20 protein-coding genes and 1 pseudogene are annotated in these 17,977 nt (G+C 59.1%); 18 read left to right on the forward strand and 3 right to left on the reverse strand.

Annotation, left to right across the window (positions count from 1 at the left end):
- Positions 1–313: 313 nt before the first annotated feature.
- The 7 genes from dinG to EO174_RS11700 all read left to right on the forward strand — a co-directional run bounded on the left by dinG (position 314) and on the right by EO174_RS11700 (position 5,451).
- Complete coding sequence (dinG, locus tag EO174_RS11670; RefSeq protein ID WP_005989564.1) at positions 314–2,422, forward strand: ATP-dependent DNA helicase DinG; 2,109 nt, start codon at positions 314–316, stop codon at positions 2,420–2,422.
- Positions 2,423–2,505: 83 nt separating this feature from the next.
- Positions 2,506–2,850 carry a hypothetical protein gene (locus EO174_RS11675; RefSeq protein ID WP_005989566.1) on the forward strand — a complete coding sequence of 115 codons (345 nt, stop codon included), beginning with the start codon at positions 2,506–2,508 and terminating at the stop codon, positions 2,848–2,850.
- Between the two features lie 47 nt (positions 2,851–2,897).
- The gene (locus tag EO174_RS11680) at positions 2,898–3,467 is read left to right on the forward strand and encodes a hypothetical protein (RefSeq protein WP_005989568.1); all 570 of its coding nucleotides are present in this window, start codon (positions 2,898–2,900) and stop codon (positions 3,465–3,467) included.
- A complete protein-coding gene (locus EO174_RS11685) occupies positions 3,454–3,888 on the forward strand; it encodes a hypothetical protein (RefSeq protein ID WP_005989569.1) in 435 nt (144 codons plus the stop codon). Before EO174_RS11680 ends, EO174_RS11685 begins: the two co-directional genes overlap by 14 nt.
- Entirely contained in the window at positions 3,888–4,301 is a 414-nt protein-coding gene (locus EO174_RS11690) for a response regulator (RefSeq protein WP_005989570.1), read from the forward strand. The genes EO174_RS11685 and EO174_RS11690 overlap by 1 nt, the downstream gene beginning before the upstream one ends.
- 2 nt (positions 4,302–4,303) lie before the next feature.
- Positions 4,304–4,942 (forward strand): hypothetical protein, encoded by a 639-nt coding sequence (locus EO174_RS11695; RefSeq protein ID WP_005989571.1) that lies wholly within the window; start codon positions 4,304–4,306, stop codon positions 4,940–4,942.
- A complete protein-coding gene (locus EO174_RS11700; protein ID WP_005989572.1) occupies positions 4,939–5,451 on the forward strand; it encodes a hypothetical protein in 513 nt (170 codons plus the stop codon). Before EO174_RS11695 ends, EO174_RS11700 begins: the two co-directional genes overlap by 4 nt.
- Positions 5,452–5,528: 77 nt before the next feature.
- On the opposite strand, the gene EO174_RS11705 is transcribed toward EO174_RS11700, so the two are convergent.
- Together EO174_RS11705 and EO174_RS11710 are read right to left on the reverse strand one after the other, a co-directional pair.
- The gene (locus EO174_RS11705) at positions 5,529–6,179 is read right to left on the reverse strand and encodes a hypothetical protein (protein WP_005989573.1); all 651 of its coding nucleotides are present in this window, start codon (positions 6,177–6,179) and stop codon (positions 5,529–5,531) included.
- Positions 6,180–6,688: 509 nt separating this feature from the next.
- Positions 6,689–7,441 (reverse strand): DsbC family protein, encoded by a 753-nt coding sequence (locus EO174_RS11710; protein ID WP_005989575.1) that lies wholly within the window; start codon positions 7,439–7,441, stop codon positions 6,689–6,691.
- 134 nt (positions 7,442–7,575) lie between these two features.
- Between EO174_RS11710 and EO174_RS11715 the strand changes: the two genes are divergently transcribed.
- The 11 genes and pseudogenes from EO174_RS11715 to rdgC all read left to right on the forward strand — a co-directional run bounded on the left by EO174_RS11715 (position 7,576) and on the right by rdgC (position 17,058).
- Positions 7,576–8,394, forward strand: coding sequence for an energy transducer TonB (locus EO174_RS11715; RefSeq protein WP_005989576.1), 819 nt, complete (start codon positions 7,576–7,578; stop codon positions 8,392–8,394).
- 582 nt (positions 8,395–8,976) lie between these two features.
- Positions 8,977–9,561, forward strand: coding sequence for a hypothetical protein (locus EO174_RS11720; RefSeq protein ID WP_005989577.1), 585 nt, complete (start codon positions 8,977–8,979; stop codon positions 9,559–9,561).
- 112 nt (positions 9,562–9,673) lie between these two features.
- Complete coding sequence (locus tag EO174_RS22940) at positions 9,674–10,186, forward strand: hypothetical protein (RefSeq protein ID WP_125459556.1); 513 nt, start codon at positions 9,674–9,676, stop codon at positions 10,184–10,186.
- Positions 10,183–10,527: a DUF4031 domain-containing protein gene (locus EO174_RS11725; RefSeq protein WP_005989579.1), complete on the forward strand. Its 345-nt coding sequence runs from the start codon at positions 10,183–10,185 to the stop codon at positions 10,525–10,527. Before EO174_RS22940 ends, EO174_RS11725 begins: the two co-directional genes overlap by 4 nt.
- A gap of 401 nt (positions 10,528–10,928) precedes the next feature.
- A pseudogene (locus EO174_RS11730) lies at positions 10,929–11,379 on the forward strand (glucosaminidase domain-containing protein); the annotation flags it as partial.
- Between the two features lie 168 nt (positions 11,380–11,547).
- Positions 11,548–12,198 (forward strand): hypothetical protein, encoded by a 651-nt coding sequence (locus EO174_RS11735; protein ID WP_126936947.1) that lies wholly within the window; start codon positions 11,548–11,550, stop codon positions 12,196–12,198.
- Positions 12,199–12,210: 12 nt separating this feature from the next.
- Positions 12,211–12,489, forward strand: a complete 279-nt coding sequence (locus EO174_RS11740; protein WP_005989584.1) for an HU family DNA-binding protein — start codon at positions 12,211–12,213, stop codon at positions 12,487–12,489.
- A 146-nt stretch (positions 12,490–12,635) separates the two neighbouring features.
- Positions 12,636–14,564, forward strand: a complete 1,929-nt coding sequence (locus tag EO174_RS11745; protein WP_005989588.1) for a DHH family phosphoesterase — start codon at positions 12,636–12,638, stop codon at positions 14,562–14,564.
- A gap of 4 nt (positions 14,565–14,568) precedes the next feature.
- Complete coding sequence (locus EO174_RS11750) at positions 14,569–15,477, forward strand: hypothetical protein (protein WP_005989590.1); 909 nt, start codon at positions 14,569–14,571, stop codon at positions 15,475–15,477.
- Positions 15,474–16,142, forward strand: a complete 669-nt coding sequence (locus EO174_RS11755; protein ID WP_125459558.1) for a hypothetical protein — start codon at positions 15,474–15,476, stop codon at positions 16,140–16,142. The genes EO174_RS11750 and EO174_RS11755 overlap by 4 nt, the downstream gene beginning before the upstream one ends.
- A 28-nt stretch (positions 16,143–16,170) precedes the next feature.
- The gene (rdgC, locus tag EO174_RS11760; RefSeq protein ID WP_005989594.1) at positions 16,171–17,058 is read left to right on the forward strand and encodes a recombination-associated protein RdgC; all 888 of its coding nucleotides are present in this window, start codon (positions 16,171–16,173) and stop codon (positions 17,056–17,058) included.
- 59 nt (positions 17,059–17,117) lie between these two features.
- On the opposite strand, the gene EO174_RS11765 is transcribed toward rdgC, so the two are convergent.
- Entirely contained in the window at positions 17,118–17,864 is a 747-nt protein-coding gene (locus EO174_RS11765; protein ID WP_005989596.1) for a thermonuclease family protein, read from the reverse strand.
- Positions 17,865–17,977: the final 113 nt, after the last annotated feature.

Consider the following 17,977-nt stretch of genomic DNA (forward strand, 5'->3'; position numbering starts at 1 on the left):
TAGGCGGTGTTACTCGTCCACGGCGTCGTAATGGCGGCGGACAGACACTCCGGTCGCGGCCTGGGCCCGGCACGCGCGATTTGGCGAGGCGAGCTAGGGCGTCCGCACGCTGCATCCTTGTCGCCGTAGATCGACACTCTGATTGGCAACCACAGCCGGCCCGGATACTCAGAGCAGAAAACCTGTACCCCCATGTGCCGAACGCTGCGCTTGCGAAAGTAGGGTGAATTCTCAAGGAAAGCTTGCGGCCAGGGTGAAATCCGATGGCGGGCGACAGCCCGACCGCGGGTAGCTCGATGCCGTCCACCCTCCCATGTCCCAGCCCGAAACCAGCCGGTCGCTGACCGAAGATCAGCGCACGAGGATCCGCAGCACTTACGCTGAGCTGCAGGCGAACACACCTGGCTTTGCCGTGCGTCGCTCCCAGAGCCATATGATCGGCATCGCTTCTCGTGCGTTGGGTACAACTGGCGGCGTAGCGCTTATTGAAGCGGGCACGGGCGTCGGCAAGAGTCTAGGCTACCTGACTCCAGGTGTGCCCTTGGCGCTGGACACTGGACGGAAGCTGGTCCTCAGCACTGGAACAGTTGCGTTGCAGTCGCAGCTATACGACCGCGATGTTCCCGCGTTCCTGAAGGCCACCGGCATCAACGCTTCCGTGGCTCTGCTAAAGGGCAGGGCACGCTACTTCTGTCCCTTTAAGGCGTCCGGAACAAACGGCAACGCCAGCGGTGGGCAGGACGAGCTGTTTGGGGACATCGGCCCGCTATATGAAGCTCCATTGTCCGGTTCCGACACGACTGTCATCAACGAGCTGATCGCTCGCTTTGAGCTCCAGAAGTGGGATGGAGATCTGGACAATCCGCCGGTGCCAGTTCCACCATCCGTGCGCCCGCACGTGTCCACGAACGCCAGCGGCTGCATCGGACGCAAATGCCCCTTCGTGGGGGCATGCCCCGCGTTGAAGGCCCGGAAGACGGCGCAGGATGCTCAGATCGTGGTCGTGAACCATGCACTGCTGCTCTCGGCGTTGGAGCTGGCGCAGGTGTCGGAGGAGCCAATGTTAGGCGATCCTATGAAGATGATCGTGGTGCTGGACGAAGGCCATCACTTGCCGTCCATTGCGATCGACACCGGTGCTGCGTCGATCGCATTGTCGTCGTCGATCCGCAAGCTGGTAAAGCTGCCCTCGGTCATGGCCAGGGTCTACAGCGGACTGGAAGCCGAGAAGCTGGCCCACACGAGCCCGCCCGAGTTCGTGGAAGCGACAAGCGAATACAGCCGCCGACTGCGGATGCTCAAAACGGAAATCGACAACGCCTGGACGCCGGATCCCGGGGAGTATGAAGCGATGTGGCGAGCGCCCCTCGGTGAGTTGCCGATGGGCTGGGCTGAGCACTGCGAGCAGCTGCTCCGTTGGGGGCAGAAGATTTACAATGTGCTAGAGGCGGCAAGTAGCAGGCTTCAGAGTTCAAGCAAGATCAGCGAAGCTGACCGCGGCAAGTTCGTTACAACGGTGGGCATGTTCGCTGAGTCGATGGCAGAGCACGTCACGCTCTGGAGTACCTGGGCAAAGTCCGACGTTCCTGGTGCGCCGCCCAATGCGCGATGGATCACCCTGACTAAGGACGCCACGGACATCATCTGCCACTGCTCGCCGTCGAGCGCCGGCCAGCTGCTCCGAAGCCTGCTGTGGGGTAAGGTTGATTCAGTGGTAGTGACTTCGGCCACGATTTCAGCAGGCGGAAACTTCGACGGTATCGCAACCGAAATGGGAGTGCCGAAGGATGCGGAAATGGTCAGCCTTCCGTCTCCTTTTGACCTGCCAAATCAGGCGAAGCTGTATGTGCCGCGTATGCGCTTCACGCCGCAGGACCGAGATGCTCACACGCGTGAGGTGGTTCAGTACATCGAAAAAAATCTGGACCTTGCAGCGGGAAGTATCGTCTTGTTCACGGCTAAGTCGAAGATGAAAGCCGTTTTCGATCTGCTGCCGACGCACATCACCTCAAGGGTCCTCGTGCAAGGCCAAGAGCCTGTACAGCAACTGGTCAAACGACATATCGAACGCATTGAGAAAGGCGAAGGATCTATCATTTTCGGGATGCAGAGTGTGGGTGAAGGACTAGACCTCAAAGGCAAATACTGCACAAACGTGGTCATCACGCAATTGCCATTCCCGGTCCCCACAGACCCGATCATTGCTACGCTCAGCGAATGGTACGAGTCACGAAAACTCAATAGCTTCGCGATGATTTCTGTGCCGCATGCAATCCGTGTTCTAACCCAGTTTGCAGGCAGATTGATCCGTAGTGCGACCGACACCGGATCGATCCATCTTCTCGATGCCCGCCTCCTGACCAAGGGTTATGGGAAACGGATCCTCGGCGCGCTGCCGCCGTTCGGCAGAAGCATTGGATAGACGCGAATCACCCCACAAACCCCCTTTCAGGGCTAGGGGGTGTGGCATAGCCTCGGTATCAGCCTCGCTGATCGCTTCTCGATATGCACACGCAAGAGCCCAAATTCCTGGAAGCCGTCAAGGCCGCAGCCCTACTGACACCCGACCTGTTCGGTGGCCAGGCGGTCATCTGCGGCGCGACGCGAACCTCACAGATCACGCTCGATGCGGCACGAATAGACCGTAATTCGGTGCGACACACGGAAAGGGCATTCGCACTTCTGGTGCAAGCCCTGACAAATCCTGAACGAGCTGAACGTATTAGCGGTATCACAGGGTCGACGTTGACCGCCGGCAGGCTAATGGCGACCCTTGATCACCCCAAAAAACTGGCGCTCGCGCGTTTGTTGCTTGCTTTTCCCACACATCCGGCAAAGGGTGCTGCGTGAAAGTCGCGCCCCAGTGTCAGGGGCAGTGGACGGGGAAAACTGGCCGCATGACCCATATCAACCCCCTGCGCGCGAAGGCGTCCTATAATGTGATGCTTGAAGTTCCGACACTTTCAGGCCAGCGCGTCAACCTGTTTGATCCCAGTCCCAGCACCATCAGGATTGAGGACATCAGTACAGGCCTGAGCAACTGCTGTCGCTTTGTCGGGCAGCTCGCGAATTTCTATTCGGTCGCACAGCACAGCGTCGTTGTGAGCCGAATCGTTCATCCTCGGCTCGCTCTTCACGGCCTACTGCACGATGCATCGGAGGCCTACATGCACCATCTCGGGCCTGCGGTGAAAAACTTGGTCGGCTCCCTGTACCGTCCAATTGAGGATCAGTTGCAGGACGTCATTTACCGTGCCTATGGACTGCCGCCACTTTCAGCGGAAGACATGGCACATCTGAAGTGCGCGGATAGGCAGGCCAATGCTGCCGAAATGCGCCACTTCGGAATTGCACCAGCTGAGCCGTTCTCAGAAGGTCTGGATCACATGCTGGATGAGCCGATCATTCCGCTCGATCCCCGTCCAGCACGGACTTGCTTCACCAGGCGATTCGATGAGCTTTACTGACATGCCAACAAACGAGAGAACCGCCGGGCGCGTAGGTGCAACGGCCCAGAGCCGTGCCGACATCGCCGCGCGGGAATTCAGATTGGGCCTGTTGTCCGATCTGAAGCGGCCGCTGTCGTATTCCGCCCCAAACGGCAAACAGCATGAGCTGAGTGTGTACGTGGTGGGTTATGTCAGCCTGGATGTTGTGGTGCTGAGTGCACCGGAGGCGCTTCTCGAAGCCAGCAACCGAACGGCTGCCTGGTGTGCAGTGTTTGAGTCGCTGCAGCTCACGGACTATTCGAGCGTGGTACTCGTAGAACATGCCAGCCGCGCCGATGGAATCGTTGGTGATCGCCTTGTGGGTCCGGTGACGGTGAAGATTAGCCAGGACGACGATCGCGCGGCATTTGCCGAGACAACGGTTCGAAAGGTCGCGTAATGAGCATTGGCCCCTCCAAGCCTGTTTCGATCCTGGTGGTTGATGATCAGGCCTCCAACCTGCACCTCTACTCAAGCGTTCTCCGTAAGGCGGGATACGAGGTGGACACCTGCGACAACGGCAACGCTTCTCTGCAGATCCTTGAGCACAAGCGGTATCAGCTTGTACTCACCGATGTAATGCTTGGTGGCAAGTCAGGTCTCGATGTCCTGGAGCTGGTTCGCAAAGGGCAGGGCATCAACAAGGACACGCCGATCATCGTGTACACATCAGACGGATCACCGGTTGTGCGGCAGCAGGCCGCAACACTCGGAGCAAGCATGTTCCTTGAGCGCCCGATACCGGCCAAAGAGCTGCTTAATGCCGTCGACCTCATGGTTGGCGACGACTCCGACACCTCCAACCAGGACTGACCATGCAAATACTGCTTCTCGTCATGGCGCTGGCCAGCGCGCCAGCGCAGGTTGTCGTCGAACTCGCGCCGGAGGTCGGGACCTCGGCCACCGGCCGGCCGATCGTCGCCTACGACCGCCAGCTAGCTGCGGAGCTTGTTCGGGATCTGGATGGGCTGGGGATCCCTGCCGCTGTCGCGAACGGGCCTCAGACAGACTCCGCGGCCCGCCTGACGGTTCGTCTTGGTCACCATGCAATTCCTGCCCAATGGGTCGCAGCCGGCCACGCCAAAGCGTTCTATGGCTACGCCATCACCTTGGGCCACTCCAACCCGGAGATGGCGACCGCGGTCTCCTGTGCTCGCCTGATCGGCACCGGTCTGCGCGAGGTAGGCGAGATGCCGTCTCTCTACCGAAGCATGAAGCTCCCGGGCTTAAACATGCCTCTGGTGGACCAATCCCTGGGCATCCATCGCACCCGTGGCGAGTCCCATCTGGACCTGCGTACGCATGCCACGCTTGATTTGCAGGTTGGTATCGTCAGCCATCCGGATGAAGCCCGGCGCCTGGTTAACCCCGTCGTGGTCGCCGGCATCTCCAGCGCGATCGCGAACGGCATCCAAGCCTGCTTCAACCCTGCTCAGGACGAAAACGCCGAATGAAGCCGATTACCAAGATCAAGCCGGTCTATCCGGTCGTCACCGAGACCGTCGAATATGCTGCCGTCGGCGCGGCTGCGCGCGATCTATCGTTCCTGTTCCCCGCGATGCTCATTCGCTCTGATCAACCTGCGGTCCAGCTTTTTGTGGCGTTGACGCAATACCGTGATCAGGCGGCAAAGGAGCGCAAGGACGCGAAGCAACCCACTCTTCTGCAGAGTCGCTACTTGGCAATGCGGGAGGAAGTTTTGAGCAAAGTGGTTGATGACTTGCTGAAGGCAAAGCGCGAGTCGCGCCTTGATGCTTTACTGAAGGTCTACCGTAGTTATCTGGATTCCATAGTGGCGACCAGCGCAAAGATCCTGCCGGCAGCTGCGCCGCGCCTGCCGGTGGGCAATCAGTCCTGGTTGCTAGAGTTCGATGGCGCGCCTGAGCAGAGCCACGTGGACCGCCTGTTCCAGCTGTATACCAGCGAGCATGGCCACTATCTTGGAATGAATGCCGCCGCTTAAGCGCTGGCAAGATCTTCGAGACAATAACGACGAAGGCGGCCGAGAGATCGGCCGCCTTCGTCGTTTCAGGTCGGGCGTCAGGCTACTTTGTCCAGCACGTCCTCATCCATCTGGATGATGCCCTGCGCGAGGACGCTCATTTCCCACCGCTTTCGCGAACCACGACGCGTGCCAATCATCTCGACATGACCACTTGGATGAACGGCCGAGATTACGACGGTGCTGAAGCAGCCAAGGCCCGATATGCGTACATTGCGTAGCTTGGTACCAACGCGCCAGTGTGTGGACTGAAGATGTCTAATCGCTACGGACTGGATCTTCAGGCGTTCATACTCTTTACGAGTATCGTAGATCTCCATCTCGGCCATGCGCGTGGATAACGCCTGGAAGTCATAGTCCTTGCTGGGGGATCCAGAGAATACGCCGCCGGCGCCATTGGCCATGAAAGATGCCTTCTCGACATGGCCGTCCTCACGCGTGTAGGTTGCCGTGGCCCAAGTACCGCGCGTGCGCTCCTTGAGCACCGCCTGCAGACGAAGTCGCACGGCCAGGTAGTGCTGGAAGCTGTTGGTGTGAAGCTCCAAGGTGTCTTCGAAAAGCTGGACGTCACTGATTGGAAAAGACGTATTCCACTCCAGCGCTGCCGCTTTGGTAAAGGCATCCTGGTAGAAGACTCCTGCTTCTGCAACCTTGGTGACGATGGAGAGGCAGATGTCGTGGTCGATCATGGGGTGTTCCTCGATGGCGAGGGCACCACGATAGTGAGACGTCCCGCGTTGAATTTCGGGAGCAATGATCTGGCCGTTACTCAAACAGATGCAGCTGATCAGTGCCCGATGATTCTACTGCGCTGCCGCATCTGGAGTAGCAGCTTCACGCTGTGCACGCAGGTCTGGAAACCATCCCATAGAGATCGAGGTTCTATCAAGCGACGATCAACGGCCTTCGTCGTGTATGTAGTGCTTGAGTGGCTTGTCCATGCACGCCTTGGTTGGACGCAGTGTGTTGCAGCTGCTAAGCAGCGAGATGGCGGACAGAATAGCAACCATCAAGAAGCACTTTTTGCGCATCGGAATTTTGGCCATAAAGTCCGCTTGAAGAAGATGGGGCCTTAGCGGAACCGTGCGACGGGGGGGTGCTATCGCACGGAGTGGGTCGGCCCCTGGGCAAAAAAGTGGCTGTGCAGAAGCGCGTGAGGGGAAGCACGCGCTGCTGCACAGCCGAGGGGACTGATAAATTACTTCGCTGCGGTCTTGAGGCCGGTCTTGCGTGTGTTGTGCGTGTCGAGCTGCTGGACCAGCTGGTCGGCTGGTACATAGCCGCCCATATGGTTGCCGTACTGGTCATAGATAGCCGGAGTACCGTCCACGCCCAGCTTGTCGCCCAGCTGGTACATGGCGGCCACAGAATCGGCGCACTTCACCTCTGGCGGCGTGGCGCCTTGGTAGGCCGCATCAAGCGCCTTCTTCTGGTCCTTGGCACACCAAGCACTCTGCATGGTGGCGAACACCGGGGACTCCAGGCCACCGCGCGGGAAAGGGACATAATCCACCGCGATACCCTTGTCCAGGTACGACTGCATGTTCTTGTGGAGCATCTGGCAATAACCACACGACACGTCTGTGAAGACAGTGATTCGGTGCTTCACATCCTTCGGCTCATAGCTGATCACGGCATTTTTGGGGATTGTCGAAAGCAGCGCCTGGCGACTCAGGGACTGGGCTTCCTCGGACAGGTTGCGTTTTTCCACCATGTCCAGCATCAGGCCTGAGAATACAAAGCGGCCATCGTCGCTGATGTACACGACGGAAGTGTCAGCCACGACCTGCTTGACGCCCGGCATGCCGAAATCGCTGATCGACTTCACCTCGGCCTTCGGGTTGATTAGCTTGACCGCGTCGCGGATGGTCGCCTCGCTTGCGCTGGCGGCGGTAAACGAAAGGGCGGCGGCGAGGCCGACGGCCAGAGCCGTCATGGTGATGAACTTCAAGGGATGTCTCCGGGTTGGGGCTCTGTTGGGCACATCGTAGAAGTGGTTGTGTGTAGCGAACCCTCCTTAGACCGCCCATTTCACCCCTTCATTCCGTGTATTCGTTACGGCTGCTGGGTCAGATAATTCCTGCCATGAAATCACCGGCACCGTTTTCCAATGACTTCGGGGTGCGGCCAACCCGCATTCTCGCGATTGCTATCGTGTTGATCGTGCACGCTGGCTTTGCGCTAGTACTTCTGGCACCGATCTCCAGCCCGCCGGCGGTCAAGGATGCCGGCGGCGGGCGCGAGGAAGGACTGCGCATGACGTTCATCTCACAGGCTCCTCGGCAAACGCCGGCGCCGCCGCCGCCGATCAGTGCGGCGCCGGCGCAACCGAAGCAGCGCAAGCCTCCAGCGGAGGTGATGCCTGCTGAAGCTAATCCCTCACGACCGACGTCGACGTCGCTCGCCCAGGTGGAGCCGCTGCCGCGTCCGAATGAGTCCTATGACGACGGTCGTCTACCTTTCATGACCGCCGAACCCATAGAGGTAGAAGAGTATGAGGGGACGGTCCCCCATATCTATGGTCAAGCTGAGGAGCTGCCGGCTGAGTTCATGGAGGCAGTGGATGTGCTGCCGATCGAAATAGCTGAGTACCGGAAAGTCAGCCAACCCAACTACCTGCGAGAAGCTCGCGACGCCGGCGACCAGGGCATTGTCATCGTGCGCGTGCTGGTGGATGAGCTGGGTTATCCCATGGGGCTGAAGGTCATGCGCTCAACTGCGGGCCAACTTCTCACCGCTGAGGCGCTCCGGGCAATCTCGAATTGGCAATTCAAACCCGCCATGCGTGATGGGAATGCGGTTAAGGGAACGCTTCTGGTTCCGATCTACTTCTTTCTGGATGGAATGCCGCCATCGCTCAAGCAGTGGCGAGCGATGGGAGGCTCGCAGAGACCCGACGCGTGAAACTGTCAGCATGATCGCCGGGCCCCGAAGGGGAAACGGAGCATGCGCATAGGGTGGCGTTACCGAATGGGAACTACACCATGGCCACCCCACAACACAGTCTCAACGTCGTTATCACAGATAGACCCTCAGGAATCTCGCGCAATGAAGAGGTGTTGCCGTGACACCTCAGCATCTGACGATGATGTCGCGCCAGCTCACTTCAACGGTACGCAAGGCCTTTGGGCATCGTGAGACGCAGCCTGACCCGGGTCTGATCGCTTACCAACGCTGGCCACGCGCCGCCCAACTTAGGCGAATGATTCACTGCATGCATGCGGTGTATTGGAGGTCAAATAGATTGGGCCTCGTTTTCTCGGTGCACCTCTTAGGGGCCGCCTGCGCGAGTTGCCTGACCAGCCGAGAGCGCTCAGTCAGGACAGGACCGGTGATATCGAATGGCCTGCCTGCTTCAGAGTTAGAGCGCTCGAACTCCGCATCACTCCAGCCAACCTCAATGCTGCGATCGGGATGCTCAAAGATCTCGCTCGGTGGAACCCGCGCAACGACCGCATTACCTTCCCACGGTAAGTAGGAACAACCATGCTTGATTTTCTGCAGAAGAGCTTTGCCCCTTTCAGCTTGCGTAGTGTTCGGACAGTGCGTCCCGGTGCGAAGCACGAATGGTCCGCCACCATCTGCGTCAACGGTTCTGCCGTCGGCAAGCTCATCACGCTGCCTGTGGAGTTCGGCCAGGCGGACAGTGCGGGTCTCAATAACGAGCAGGATGCGTTGGCCCAGTACGCGATGGATCTGTGCTTCCTTGATAGCTGCCATCAGACGCACTTCGAACAGCACACTCGGGCCCTGATGAACGCAGGCATCCTGGTTGAGGATGATCTCCAAGTGGCGATGGTCGATCTGATTACGCTCATGGCTGACGCGTATCTGGGCGACAAGGCCATGTTCCGCCTGGCCAAGGAAGGCGTCACGATCTATCGCCTGCGATCGGATCCGCTCAACACATACCGACGCCTTAACCGTGCTTACACCCCGTACTTGGGCCAGGAGCTGAAGCTGCTACATGGAGATGTGGATTGGGTGCTCAATGAACGACTGGGAGCCGAAGGCGTCCAAGGTGAGCATGTGTTGCATTTGGTCACCACTACCAACACCACGCACCACTGAGATCGGAATGAGACAGGGAAACTTCGTTCACCAAGTGGCGATGTCATTTAGCCTGGATCCCTATCATCAGGCCTGTAGCGCGATCGACCCCTCTAGCGAGGAGAGGCACGGATTGCCGAAGCGTGGCTACTTGCTGATGGTCGCGGCCAACAGCGGCGCTACACCTGCATGGCAGTGCCGTTACGCCGGTACCGCGGTTCAGATTCGCCAAGCCTGGTCCAGCGACCCTAATCTGAGCATGGAAGCCGGAGTCGACAGCGCGAGGCTGTGCCAATGGTTCGACGGCTTGGTCTCTTCAGCAGTGCCTGCCAGTAGGGTGAGCACCGACATGTTTGCGGACCTCGTCGCCCATCTGCGTTGGGACGCCAAAGCCTTGGAGAGGGGCAGAAGGGATCCGCTCACCTTGGCTCTTGCTTCTAATGGTGCCCTGCATGCGGAAGGCTCCACCCTCAGCTTGGATACAAACAATCTCCCCGCAGTTGAGATGCGGCTGGGATGGCTGCTTGCCACCAGCAAGGGAGCCCCGGGTCCAAAGTTCACGCTCGAGTCGCAGGCGTCTCTCAGCCGCCTCTGCCTGAAGTTGTGCCGACTGCACGCCATGACGATTGAGCTGGCTGGGCGATGACGGTCTGGGTCGAGCAGGCGCGCTGGATCCGAGGCGAGCAGAACTGCGGGAATCTGCTGGCCGATGACCTTCAAGCTCTGCATGAGCTGGCTGAACGGATCGAGCTCGCTCGACCACGATTCTTCAACGGCCATGCCCTGATACCGCACTACTCGATCCCGGAGGGGCTAGTCCAAGCGGCGATGGACGCTGGCGCCACGGAACTGCAGCTGCATGAACGCGAACGCGTGCTGCAGAACGTTCGGCACGCCTTGGCGAGTCGTCAGCGCACTTCGGCAGAGCGAGGGCCGGATGCGTTGCCACGGCGGCGTAAGGGTCAGCAGAATCTTTTCGATGTCTAAATCCATGCGGTGAACCCCCCAAATTGGGGTGGGTTTTTGCCGTTCAAACGAGGGTTCGTTACAGGTTGGGGCAGATACCTTGGCTGCAATCTAAGAACTGGTTTCGGACGAATGGACAGAGACTGTTTCCACAACATCAGTCAAGGCAAGCTGCATTCGTGCGCAGCGGCATTGGCGGTCGTCCTTTTGCTGACATGCTTCCCTAAGGCAGAGGCATCTCAGTCTGGCGTGGGGCGCCCGCAGGTGATTCGCACCATCTCGGAATCGGGAGGCGATGTCATCAACGCGGTCGCGATTATCGCCATGCCCACCACCTACTTCAGAGCTGCTCCGATGCAGAGATTGCCTTCGGTGCTGAAGCAGCCATCCGTATGCCCTGGAACGCCACGCAACAATGTTTCGATGCTACGCGAAGGCTTCGTGCTGGAGATCATGGATCTGGCGCTCAACGCTGGGCGAGAGCTGGGAGTTGACTCAAGGGCAATTGTTGCCCAAGCAGCGCTGGAAACCGGTTGGGGAACAAGCCATATCCGTCGAAGCGACGGGACAAGTGCATTCAACCTGTTTGGAATAAAAGCAAGCCGCTGGAATGGAGACGTAGTAAGGACATCAACCCATGAACAGGTCGGAGGCATCCTTAGGCGCGAGATTGCAGCGTTCCGCGCATACGGCTCACATGCGGAGAGCTTCACCGACTATGTGCAGTTGTTAAAGACAAGCCCGCGATACCAGTCCGCCCTTCAGTCCGGAGGTAGTGTCTTGAGCTTTGCCTATGCCCTCCAGCAGGCTGGCTACGCGACCGATCCGAACTACGCGGCGAAGATTTACGACATCGCCAACAGCGAGACCATGGCTTGTGCGTATCGGACTTATGCTGCCACCAACCGATCTGCCTACAGCATTGCTGCCATCAACTAACTTATGCCGCCACGTCCACACATCGACAAAATTTACCAGCTCGCACAAGAGCTGGCGACTATCGTCACGAGAGTCCGTGTCTTGAGCACAGAGCCCAGGCCGATGCACAAGGGCCACAACCAGATCAGCGATACACCCATGGTCACGCTCATGGCGATGGAGCCAGCCAGGGCCCATAACCGTTCCTACATCGTCTCGGCGCGGGAACACGCTGAGCAGGTAATCGTCAATCGGGAGCAAGGAGTGTCACCGGAACGTGCCCGACAGGCGTGGGGGCTGATGCGCGACTTGTATGAGGCACTGCCTCAGGCCCGCATCTGCAACAACCCGGACAGTAGCTTGGGTCGTTCGGTGGGCAGCGATGGAACGATCACCGAGGCCGACGGCGACGTGCTGCCGCCCAATGCGCTGCTCAGTTCCACGATGAGCACCATCAGCCAAGCAGCCCCGCATGCGTCACGGTTGATGGTCAGGGGCATACGCGAGGGCCGTGCACGGAACTTCGTGGAGCTGATCGATGCAGCAGGCGGCGTAATGCTGGCAACCGACGTCAATGCTCTGGCATTCGCAGTGCGTTCGATCTTGGTTCCGTCAGACGACGCCGACGCCCGCTACCAGAAGCGCCGCCTGCACCAGTGGATGCAAGCGATGGGCATCGAATATGAGCAAGATGCCTTGCAGGCAATCGCAGCAATCCACTCAATCGCGCGATTCGATATCGCCGATACGTGGCACCTCAACACCAGCAACTGAAAGAACACATCAATGAACAGGAAAGACCTGGTGGAACTTCTGGCGCACGAACTGGACCTGCCGAAGCATAAGACGACGAGATTAGTTGCAATGTTGTTCGAAGCCATCGTTGCCCAGCTCGGCAAGGGGCGGGAAGTGAACATCAGTGGCTTTGGTGTGTTCGGCAGCGAACCGGTGACCATCCACGCTGCCAGCACCCGTCGCTTGGCGCCTTCGTTGCAATCTACGCACACGATCCGCCGGCCGACCTTCCGTCCAAGCGACGGCCTAACGCGGAAGTTGTCCAAATGAAGATAGGTCATGGCCAGCGTTCTGCGTGGAAGCGCCATTCGAAGAGCGCCAAATTTCTTGAGCTTGCAGTGGCCACGCTTTCGAACCAGGCCGCGGAGCATGATGGGATATCAATCATCCAGCCGCAATGCATGTGCCGATGACCCATGAGCGCCGTCCTCGTCCCGAATTTCATCAGTCGCGGAGAAAGAAGCCAGAACCCCAATGAGGGCACGGTCGGCGCCTTTAATGTTGGGTCTCTGCCGTTTGGACTTCTTGATGTGACTCCAGATCCGAAAATTCGCAAGCGCTCGGTCGATGCATTGATCTTGCGATCCGCAGAGCGCGATGGGTTCACGCCGCTGCAGGCTCGTGTGATTGCCGGCCGCATGAAGGCTGAGGATAGTGGTCTGTCCGTTCGCCAGCGCGTGCTGCCACGCATCGCTGATCTAGATTCCTATCATCAGCTGCCTGACATCGACATCGCGGTGGATCGCATCTGCACCGCGATACAGGGGCGCGAAGTTATTGCATGTGTGGTCGATCATGACGCAGACGGCAGTACTGCCGGCGCAGTGATGTTGGCCTCGCTGGTTGACTATTTTGGCATGGCCCAGCAGGACGTGCTCCTGTTCAACTCGCACCGCATGAAGGAGGGATACGGTGTCAGCAACGCCGTGGTCGACCGCATTCTGCAGCACCATCCTCTTCCTTCACTCATCATCACCGGTGACCAGGGCAGCGCGGACCATGACCGGATAACGCGCATGAGGGAGGAGGGCATCGACACGGTGGTGACCGACCATCATGAAATTCCGGCACGCGGCATTCCCCAGGACGCTGTTGCCGTGGTCAATCCCGCTCGTGCTGATTCCAGCTTTGCCGACAAGAATGTGGCCGGTTGCCATGTGGCGTGGCTGGTCATGTGTGCAGTGCGAGCCGAGCTGATCAATCGTGGCCACCTGCCTGCTGATGCACCGCGCCTGGGCGACCTACTGGACTGGGTTGCGCTGGGTAGTGCCTGCGACGCAGTGAGCTTGTCGAAATCGATCAACAACCGCGCGCTCATCGCGCACGGGCTGAAGGTGATGAACGCCAGGCGTAGACCTGCGTGGGAAGGGATGGCGGTTGTGCTGGGTAAAAAGGATGCGTATTCGGCGCCTGATTTGGCCTGGAAGATTGGCCCACGATTGAATGCCCGCTCACGACTGAGTGAGGCCATGACCGGTGTCCAATTCCTGATGAGCAAGGACTACGACGAAGCGGTCCGGTTGGCCACCGTCCTGGAAGAAGACAACACGACTCGCCGTGGCATCGAGAAGGAGATGACTGCCACTGCGATGGCGATCGCGGCGCTGCAGGCGAGCAGCGACAGTCCTGCCATTGTCGTATGCCTAGAGAACGGTCACGCAGGTTGTCACGGGATAACTGCGAGCAGGCTCACTGAAGCTCTGGGCCGCCCCACCATGATGCTCTCCCCGAAAGAGGGTGAGATGGGCGTCTTCACGGGCTCACTTCGTACCGCCGCCGGCGTGAACATCAAGCAGGCCATGGACCAAGTGGTCGAATGGGAGCCGGGCTTGCTGCTATCGCATGGCGGCCACCACGGCGCCGGCGGATTGCGGGTGCAGGCGGGCAATATCCATCTGCTGCAGGAGCTGTTCTGCGAAGCGGTACTACTGCAAGTTCATCCATCGCAACTGCATCCCCTGATTCATACGGACGGGGAATTGGACGCCTCGCCGTCGCTGGCCATGGTTGATGAGCTGGCTCAACTGGAGCCCTACGGTCGCGAGTTCGACCCGCCCGTTTTCCATGGCCAGTTCCAAGTTCTCAGTGCCCGGGTCATCGGTGCCGATAAGACGCACATCAAGCTCAGCCTGAAGGATCGATACGGCGGTGTCACATCGGCCATCTGGTTCGGGGCGATTAAGACGTCAGTGTTTCGCCCAGAGCCTTCGGAAGCCGACGTGCCAGTTGCCGCAGGCGATATGGTCAATGCCGCATACACGCTTACCTCCAACACCTATCGTGGCAACACCTCGGTTGACCTGCAAATTAAACACGCCCGAAAGGCGTCCACCTCTACGAGTTGAAACCATGTCCATTCTCGACAAAGCCCGCACCTGCGCCGTGATGTGCGCAATCGCCCTTAGCCTTGCCTCCTGCAACAAGTCCGATCGGAACTTGATCGACGCGTCGTCGCAGGAGGCACTGCTGGACTCCGTTGACAAAATCCGCGTAAACCTTACCGATCGAGCGGAGCTAGACCAGCTTGATGTCGCACTAGCCGACGTCGCGCGCTTTAGCATCGACCCGCAGCTGATCATGGAGCAGGCGGCCAAGGGCCGTATGCCCACCAAGGAAGAAGCATTTCGTACGGTCAAGCCGTTGGTCGACAACCTCAGTAAGGACGAACTGCTGGTGTTGGCCGGCAAGCTTCGCCAGAACTATACGACCCAGCTTGCGACCTACGACAAACAGCTGGCCGAGCTGCGCCGCCGCCAGAAGGCCGCAGAGGAAATTGGCAACAAGATGGCCAACTTCACCGTGATCAAAGCCGACTATGCGAACGCAAGTGAGTCGCTGTCGGAAGCTGCAGGCTCTTTAGTGCTTCGCCTGAAGCTGACTGTTCAGAACAACCTGGATGTCCCCGTCTCCAAGGCGGTGATGATGGTCAATTTCGGACCTGATGGCAGCTTGACCCCATGGCTGAGTCAGCGCGTGGAGAAACAGTTCGACAAGCCGCTGCTGCCTGGCGAGACCGCAGACCTTGAGGTCTTTAGTTACTTCAGTGGCGTGGCCAAAGGAGCGGAGGAGATCAAGCCGGTGCTGGACGCGGCAATGCTGGAGCTGACTGGAGCGGACGGTAAGATTTTTCTCTCGGCGCCGAAGTGGCAAGCCGGTGACATCACTCAGCTCAACCTGTTGGAAGCCGCATCCGCCCACATCCGTGGACAGCTGGCGATGACGGCGACTGGAATGGGCAGCACCAGGACGTTGCAGTGAGCACGATGACCTGGAACCGCGGCTACATCATCGGCTTGGTGGCATTTGTTGGCCTCGCCGGTACGCTGGCGGTGCACCAATCCTTGTCATCGAATTCCGGAGGGCACTCGCCCCAGAATCTACTCAGCAGACTCGCACCAAGGTCGGCGGTAGCCGTCAATCGCCTATCCAACATCAAGGACACTGCGGGATTGGCATCGGAGGTGACGTCGATCGATCCGCTGACCCAGTTGAACAACCATCCGGGCCGCGTCGCCGCTCTCTCGGAACTTGGGCAGTTTGCAGAGGGCGATCCGACCTTCACGCTCACCATCAACGCTCCGAATATTGACGTAGCCCTGGACTCGCTGAAGCAGATCTACGCGGCACTGCCGGCGAACGACGCCGAGGCGCTGGATTTCGCCGTCCGCTTCCTGGCGGTGACGCGCCTGAAGGGCACCGACTTCACCGCATACGGTCAGGATCCGACGGCCATTCCTGATACGGCGCTGTTTCAGCACATCCTCCCCACCATCAACGGCCGCACCCCGATGCAAGTCATTGTAGAGGCGCGCAAAGAACAGGAGCGTTTGGCGCAGGCTCGCGAAGCGATTCCTGTCGATCCGTTCGATCGCATCGAGATGGAGCGTCGCGGTCAGCCACCAGGCATGTCGATCCCGCGCTAAGTACCACCATCGCATCACAGAGGCACAAATGCACTTTTCAAAGGCCATCGTTTTTAGCTACCCGCCAGGGCTTGATTTCACTCCGCTCGAAGCTATGCTTGCCGAGCTGCCGTTCAAACCGTGCGAGCCGTCGGCGATGTCCAGTGAGGGTTTCGTGCCGCCTGTGTACATGGATGACGCGCCTTTCGCCTATCGCACGGGTGAGCTAATTCTGATTGCAGTACAAACCGAGTCGCGCATCGTGCCGCCTGCCGTGGTGGATGAGCGGCTTGAAGCGAAAGTAAAGGAGCACGAGGAAAAGGAGGGTCGCAGGCCAGGTGGGCGAATGCGAAAGCGCTTGAAGGAGGAGGTAGTTGCGGAGCTGATGGCTCGCTCCTTCACTGTCAAGAAGAAGGCATTCGCGCTAATCGACCAGGAGCGACATTTCTTTGTTGTAAACACCAGTAGTCGAAAGACCGCCGAGACTGTCGTATCTCACGTTCGCGCGGCGATCGGTTCGTTTCCGGCGATTCCTCTATCGTCACCGGACCTGCCGGCGAGCCGGATGACGGACTGGCTTGCCAGTGGGAATCTGCCTGAGTTGTGGACCTTGGGCGATGAGTGCGTGCTGAAGGGGCCGGACTCGGCGAGCGTGCGAATCAAGGGTGTGGATCTTCACTCGGAAGAGGTGGCCAAACACCTCGAAGCCGGCATGAAGGTCTCACGACTCGCCGCAAGCGTGGGCGATGACTACGAGTTCGTGCTGGATGAATCGCTAGCGGTGAGCAAGTTTTCCGTGCTGGTTGAAACCGAGCTTCCTGACGGCCAGGACGACATGCAGGCCCACGTCGATGCAGAACTGCTTCTGTTTGCGACATATTTTCGACGCCTACTGGATAGTTTGCGTGGTTCGTTCCAACTCAGCGTTGCAACGTAGCCTTGTACGGGGAGCCGCCCTACATAAAAAGGCCCGGGAACTCCCGGGCCTTTTGCGCATCATTTCTCCTGACGGAAATCCCAAGGGTTGGCAAACTGGCTGTCCCACAATCCCAGATGATTGCGTTTGGCCTTGCCTTCGGTGATCGCATAGGTCTTGGTGATCGAGCGATAGGCCAACGCCCAGCCGTTGCTGACCATCTCCGAGGCCACATCAAGGTCGCCCATCGTGCATGTGGCCACGATGCGGCCGTAGCGATCGCTTCCCTTGGAGATGCAGGAGAGTTCGTTGGTGCTGATGAGCTGCTGCAGCCACAGGGCCGACCGGCGGCCACAATCCCATTGGCCAGTCGCATGCATGCAGTTCTGAGCCAGCTCCGGAGCGTCAATGCCGTACAGGCGGATCCGCTGACCCGCGACATCGATCGTGTCCCCGTCGACCACCTGCGCAGAACCAAGGATGGCGCCCACCGCTTCCTGAGAGTCGCGGCGGATCTCAGCCTTGGACCTAATCAAGCCGCCCAGGTCCACCTTGTCGAGGGTGTTGGCCAGCGACGCGGAGTCGCCGGAGGTCTCAGCGCCGCCGGTCGGCTGCCGGTAGTCGGGAATGGGGCTCGTCAGCGGCGGGGGGGAGTAGTCTTTTGGGGACAGGCCGAAGAGCCGGGCAATAGGGGCAAGGGGGTTCCCATCGCTGCCTTCGGCGTTGGAGCCCATGGAGTGGATCAGGTATACGCCGCCGCCCAGGACAGAGCACATGACGACGCCGGCGCCGATTAGGCCGCGCCATTGGGGTTTGGTCTTCTTCATTGGATTGCCCTGGATGTTGGGAAAACTAGCCTAGGGTCGAGCTTGTGTAACGAATCCCAGAAATGAAGGGGTGTTTTCACCATTGTTGGCTGTATTCCTTGCCCCGTATCCTT

Origin of the sequence: Xanthomonas sp. BRIP62418 (assembly GCF_003993495.1) — a bacterium.
Taxonomy (GTDB): Bacteria; Pseudomonadota; Gammaproteobacteria; order Xanthomonadales; family Xanthomonadaceae; genus Xanthomonas; species Xanthomonas euroxanthea.

Bases quoted from the DNA above. Each gene is read 5' to 3' on its own strand.
- EO174_RS11750 (WP_005989590.1), top strand. From the start codon at position 14,569: ATGTCCATTCTCGACAAAGCCCGCACCTGCGCCGTGATGTGCGCAATC.
- EO174_RS11740 (WP_005989584.1), top strand. From the start codon at position 12,211: ATGAACAGGAAAGACCTGGTGGAACTTCTGGCGCACGAACTGGACCTG.
- EO174_RS11700 (WP_005989572.1), top strand. From the start codon at position 4,939: ATGAAGCCGATTACCAAGATCAAGCCGGTCTATCCGGTCGTCACCGAG.
- EO174_RS11765 (WP_005989596.1), bottom strand. From the start codon at position 17,864: ATGAAGAAGACCAAACCCCAATGGCGCGGCCTAATCGGCGCCGGCGTC.
- EO174_RS11705 (WP_005989573.1), bottom strand. From the start codon at position 6,179: ATGATCGACCACGACATCTGCCTCTCCATCGTCACCAAGGTTGCAGAA.
- EO174_RS11720 (WP_005989577.1), top strand. From the start codon at position 8,977: ATGCTTGATTTTCTGCAGAAGAGCTTTGCCCCTTTCAGCTTGCGTAGT.
- EO174_RS11725 (WP_005989579.1), top strand. From the start codon at position 10,183: ATGACGGTCTGGGTCGAGCAGGCGCGCTGGATCCGAGGCGAGCAGAAC.
- EO174_RS11685 (WP_005989569.1), top strand. From the start codon at position 3,454: ATGAGCTTTACTGACATGCCAACAAACGAGAGAACCGCCGGGCGCGTA.
- EO174_RS11735 (WP_126936947.1), top strand. From the start codon at position 11,548: ATGCACAAGGGCCACAACCAGATCAGCGATACACCCATGGTCACGCTC.
- EO174_RS11695 (WP_005989571.1), top strand. From the start codon at position 4,304: ATGCAAATACTGCTTCTCGTCATGGCGCTGGCCAGCGCGCCAGCGCAG.
- dinG (WP_005989564.1), top strand. From the start codon at position 314: ATGTCCCAGCCCGAAACCAGCCGGTCGCTGACCGAAGATCAGCGCACG.
- EO174_RS11680 (WP_005989568.1), top strand. From the start codon at position 2,898: ATGACCCATATCAACCCCCTGCGCGCGAAGGCGTCCTATAATGTGATG.
- EO174_RS11690 (WP_005989570.1), top strand. From the start codon at position 3,888: ATGAGCATTGGCCCCTCCAAGCCTGTTTCGATCCTGGTGGTTGATGAT.
- EO174_RS11715 (WP_005989576.1), top strand. From the start codon at position 7,576: ATGAAATCACCGGCACCGTTTTCCAATGACTTCGGGGTGCGGCCAACC.
- EO174_RS11675 (WP_005989566.1), top strand. From the start codon at position 2,506: ATGCACACGCAAGAGCCCAAATTCCTGGAAGCCGTCAAGGCCGCAGCC.
- EO174_RS11745 (WP_005989588.1), top strand. From the start codon at position 12,636: ATGAGCGCCGTCCTCGTCCCGAATTTCATCAGTCGCGGAGAAAGAAGC.
- rdgC (WP_005989594.1), top strand. From the start codon at position 16,171: ATGCACTTTTCAAAGGCCATCGTTTTTAGCTACCCGCCAGGGCTTGAT.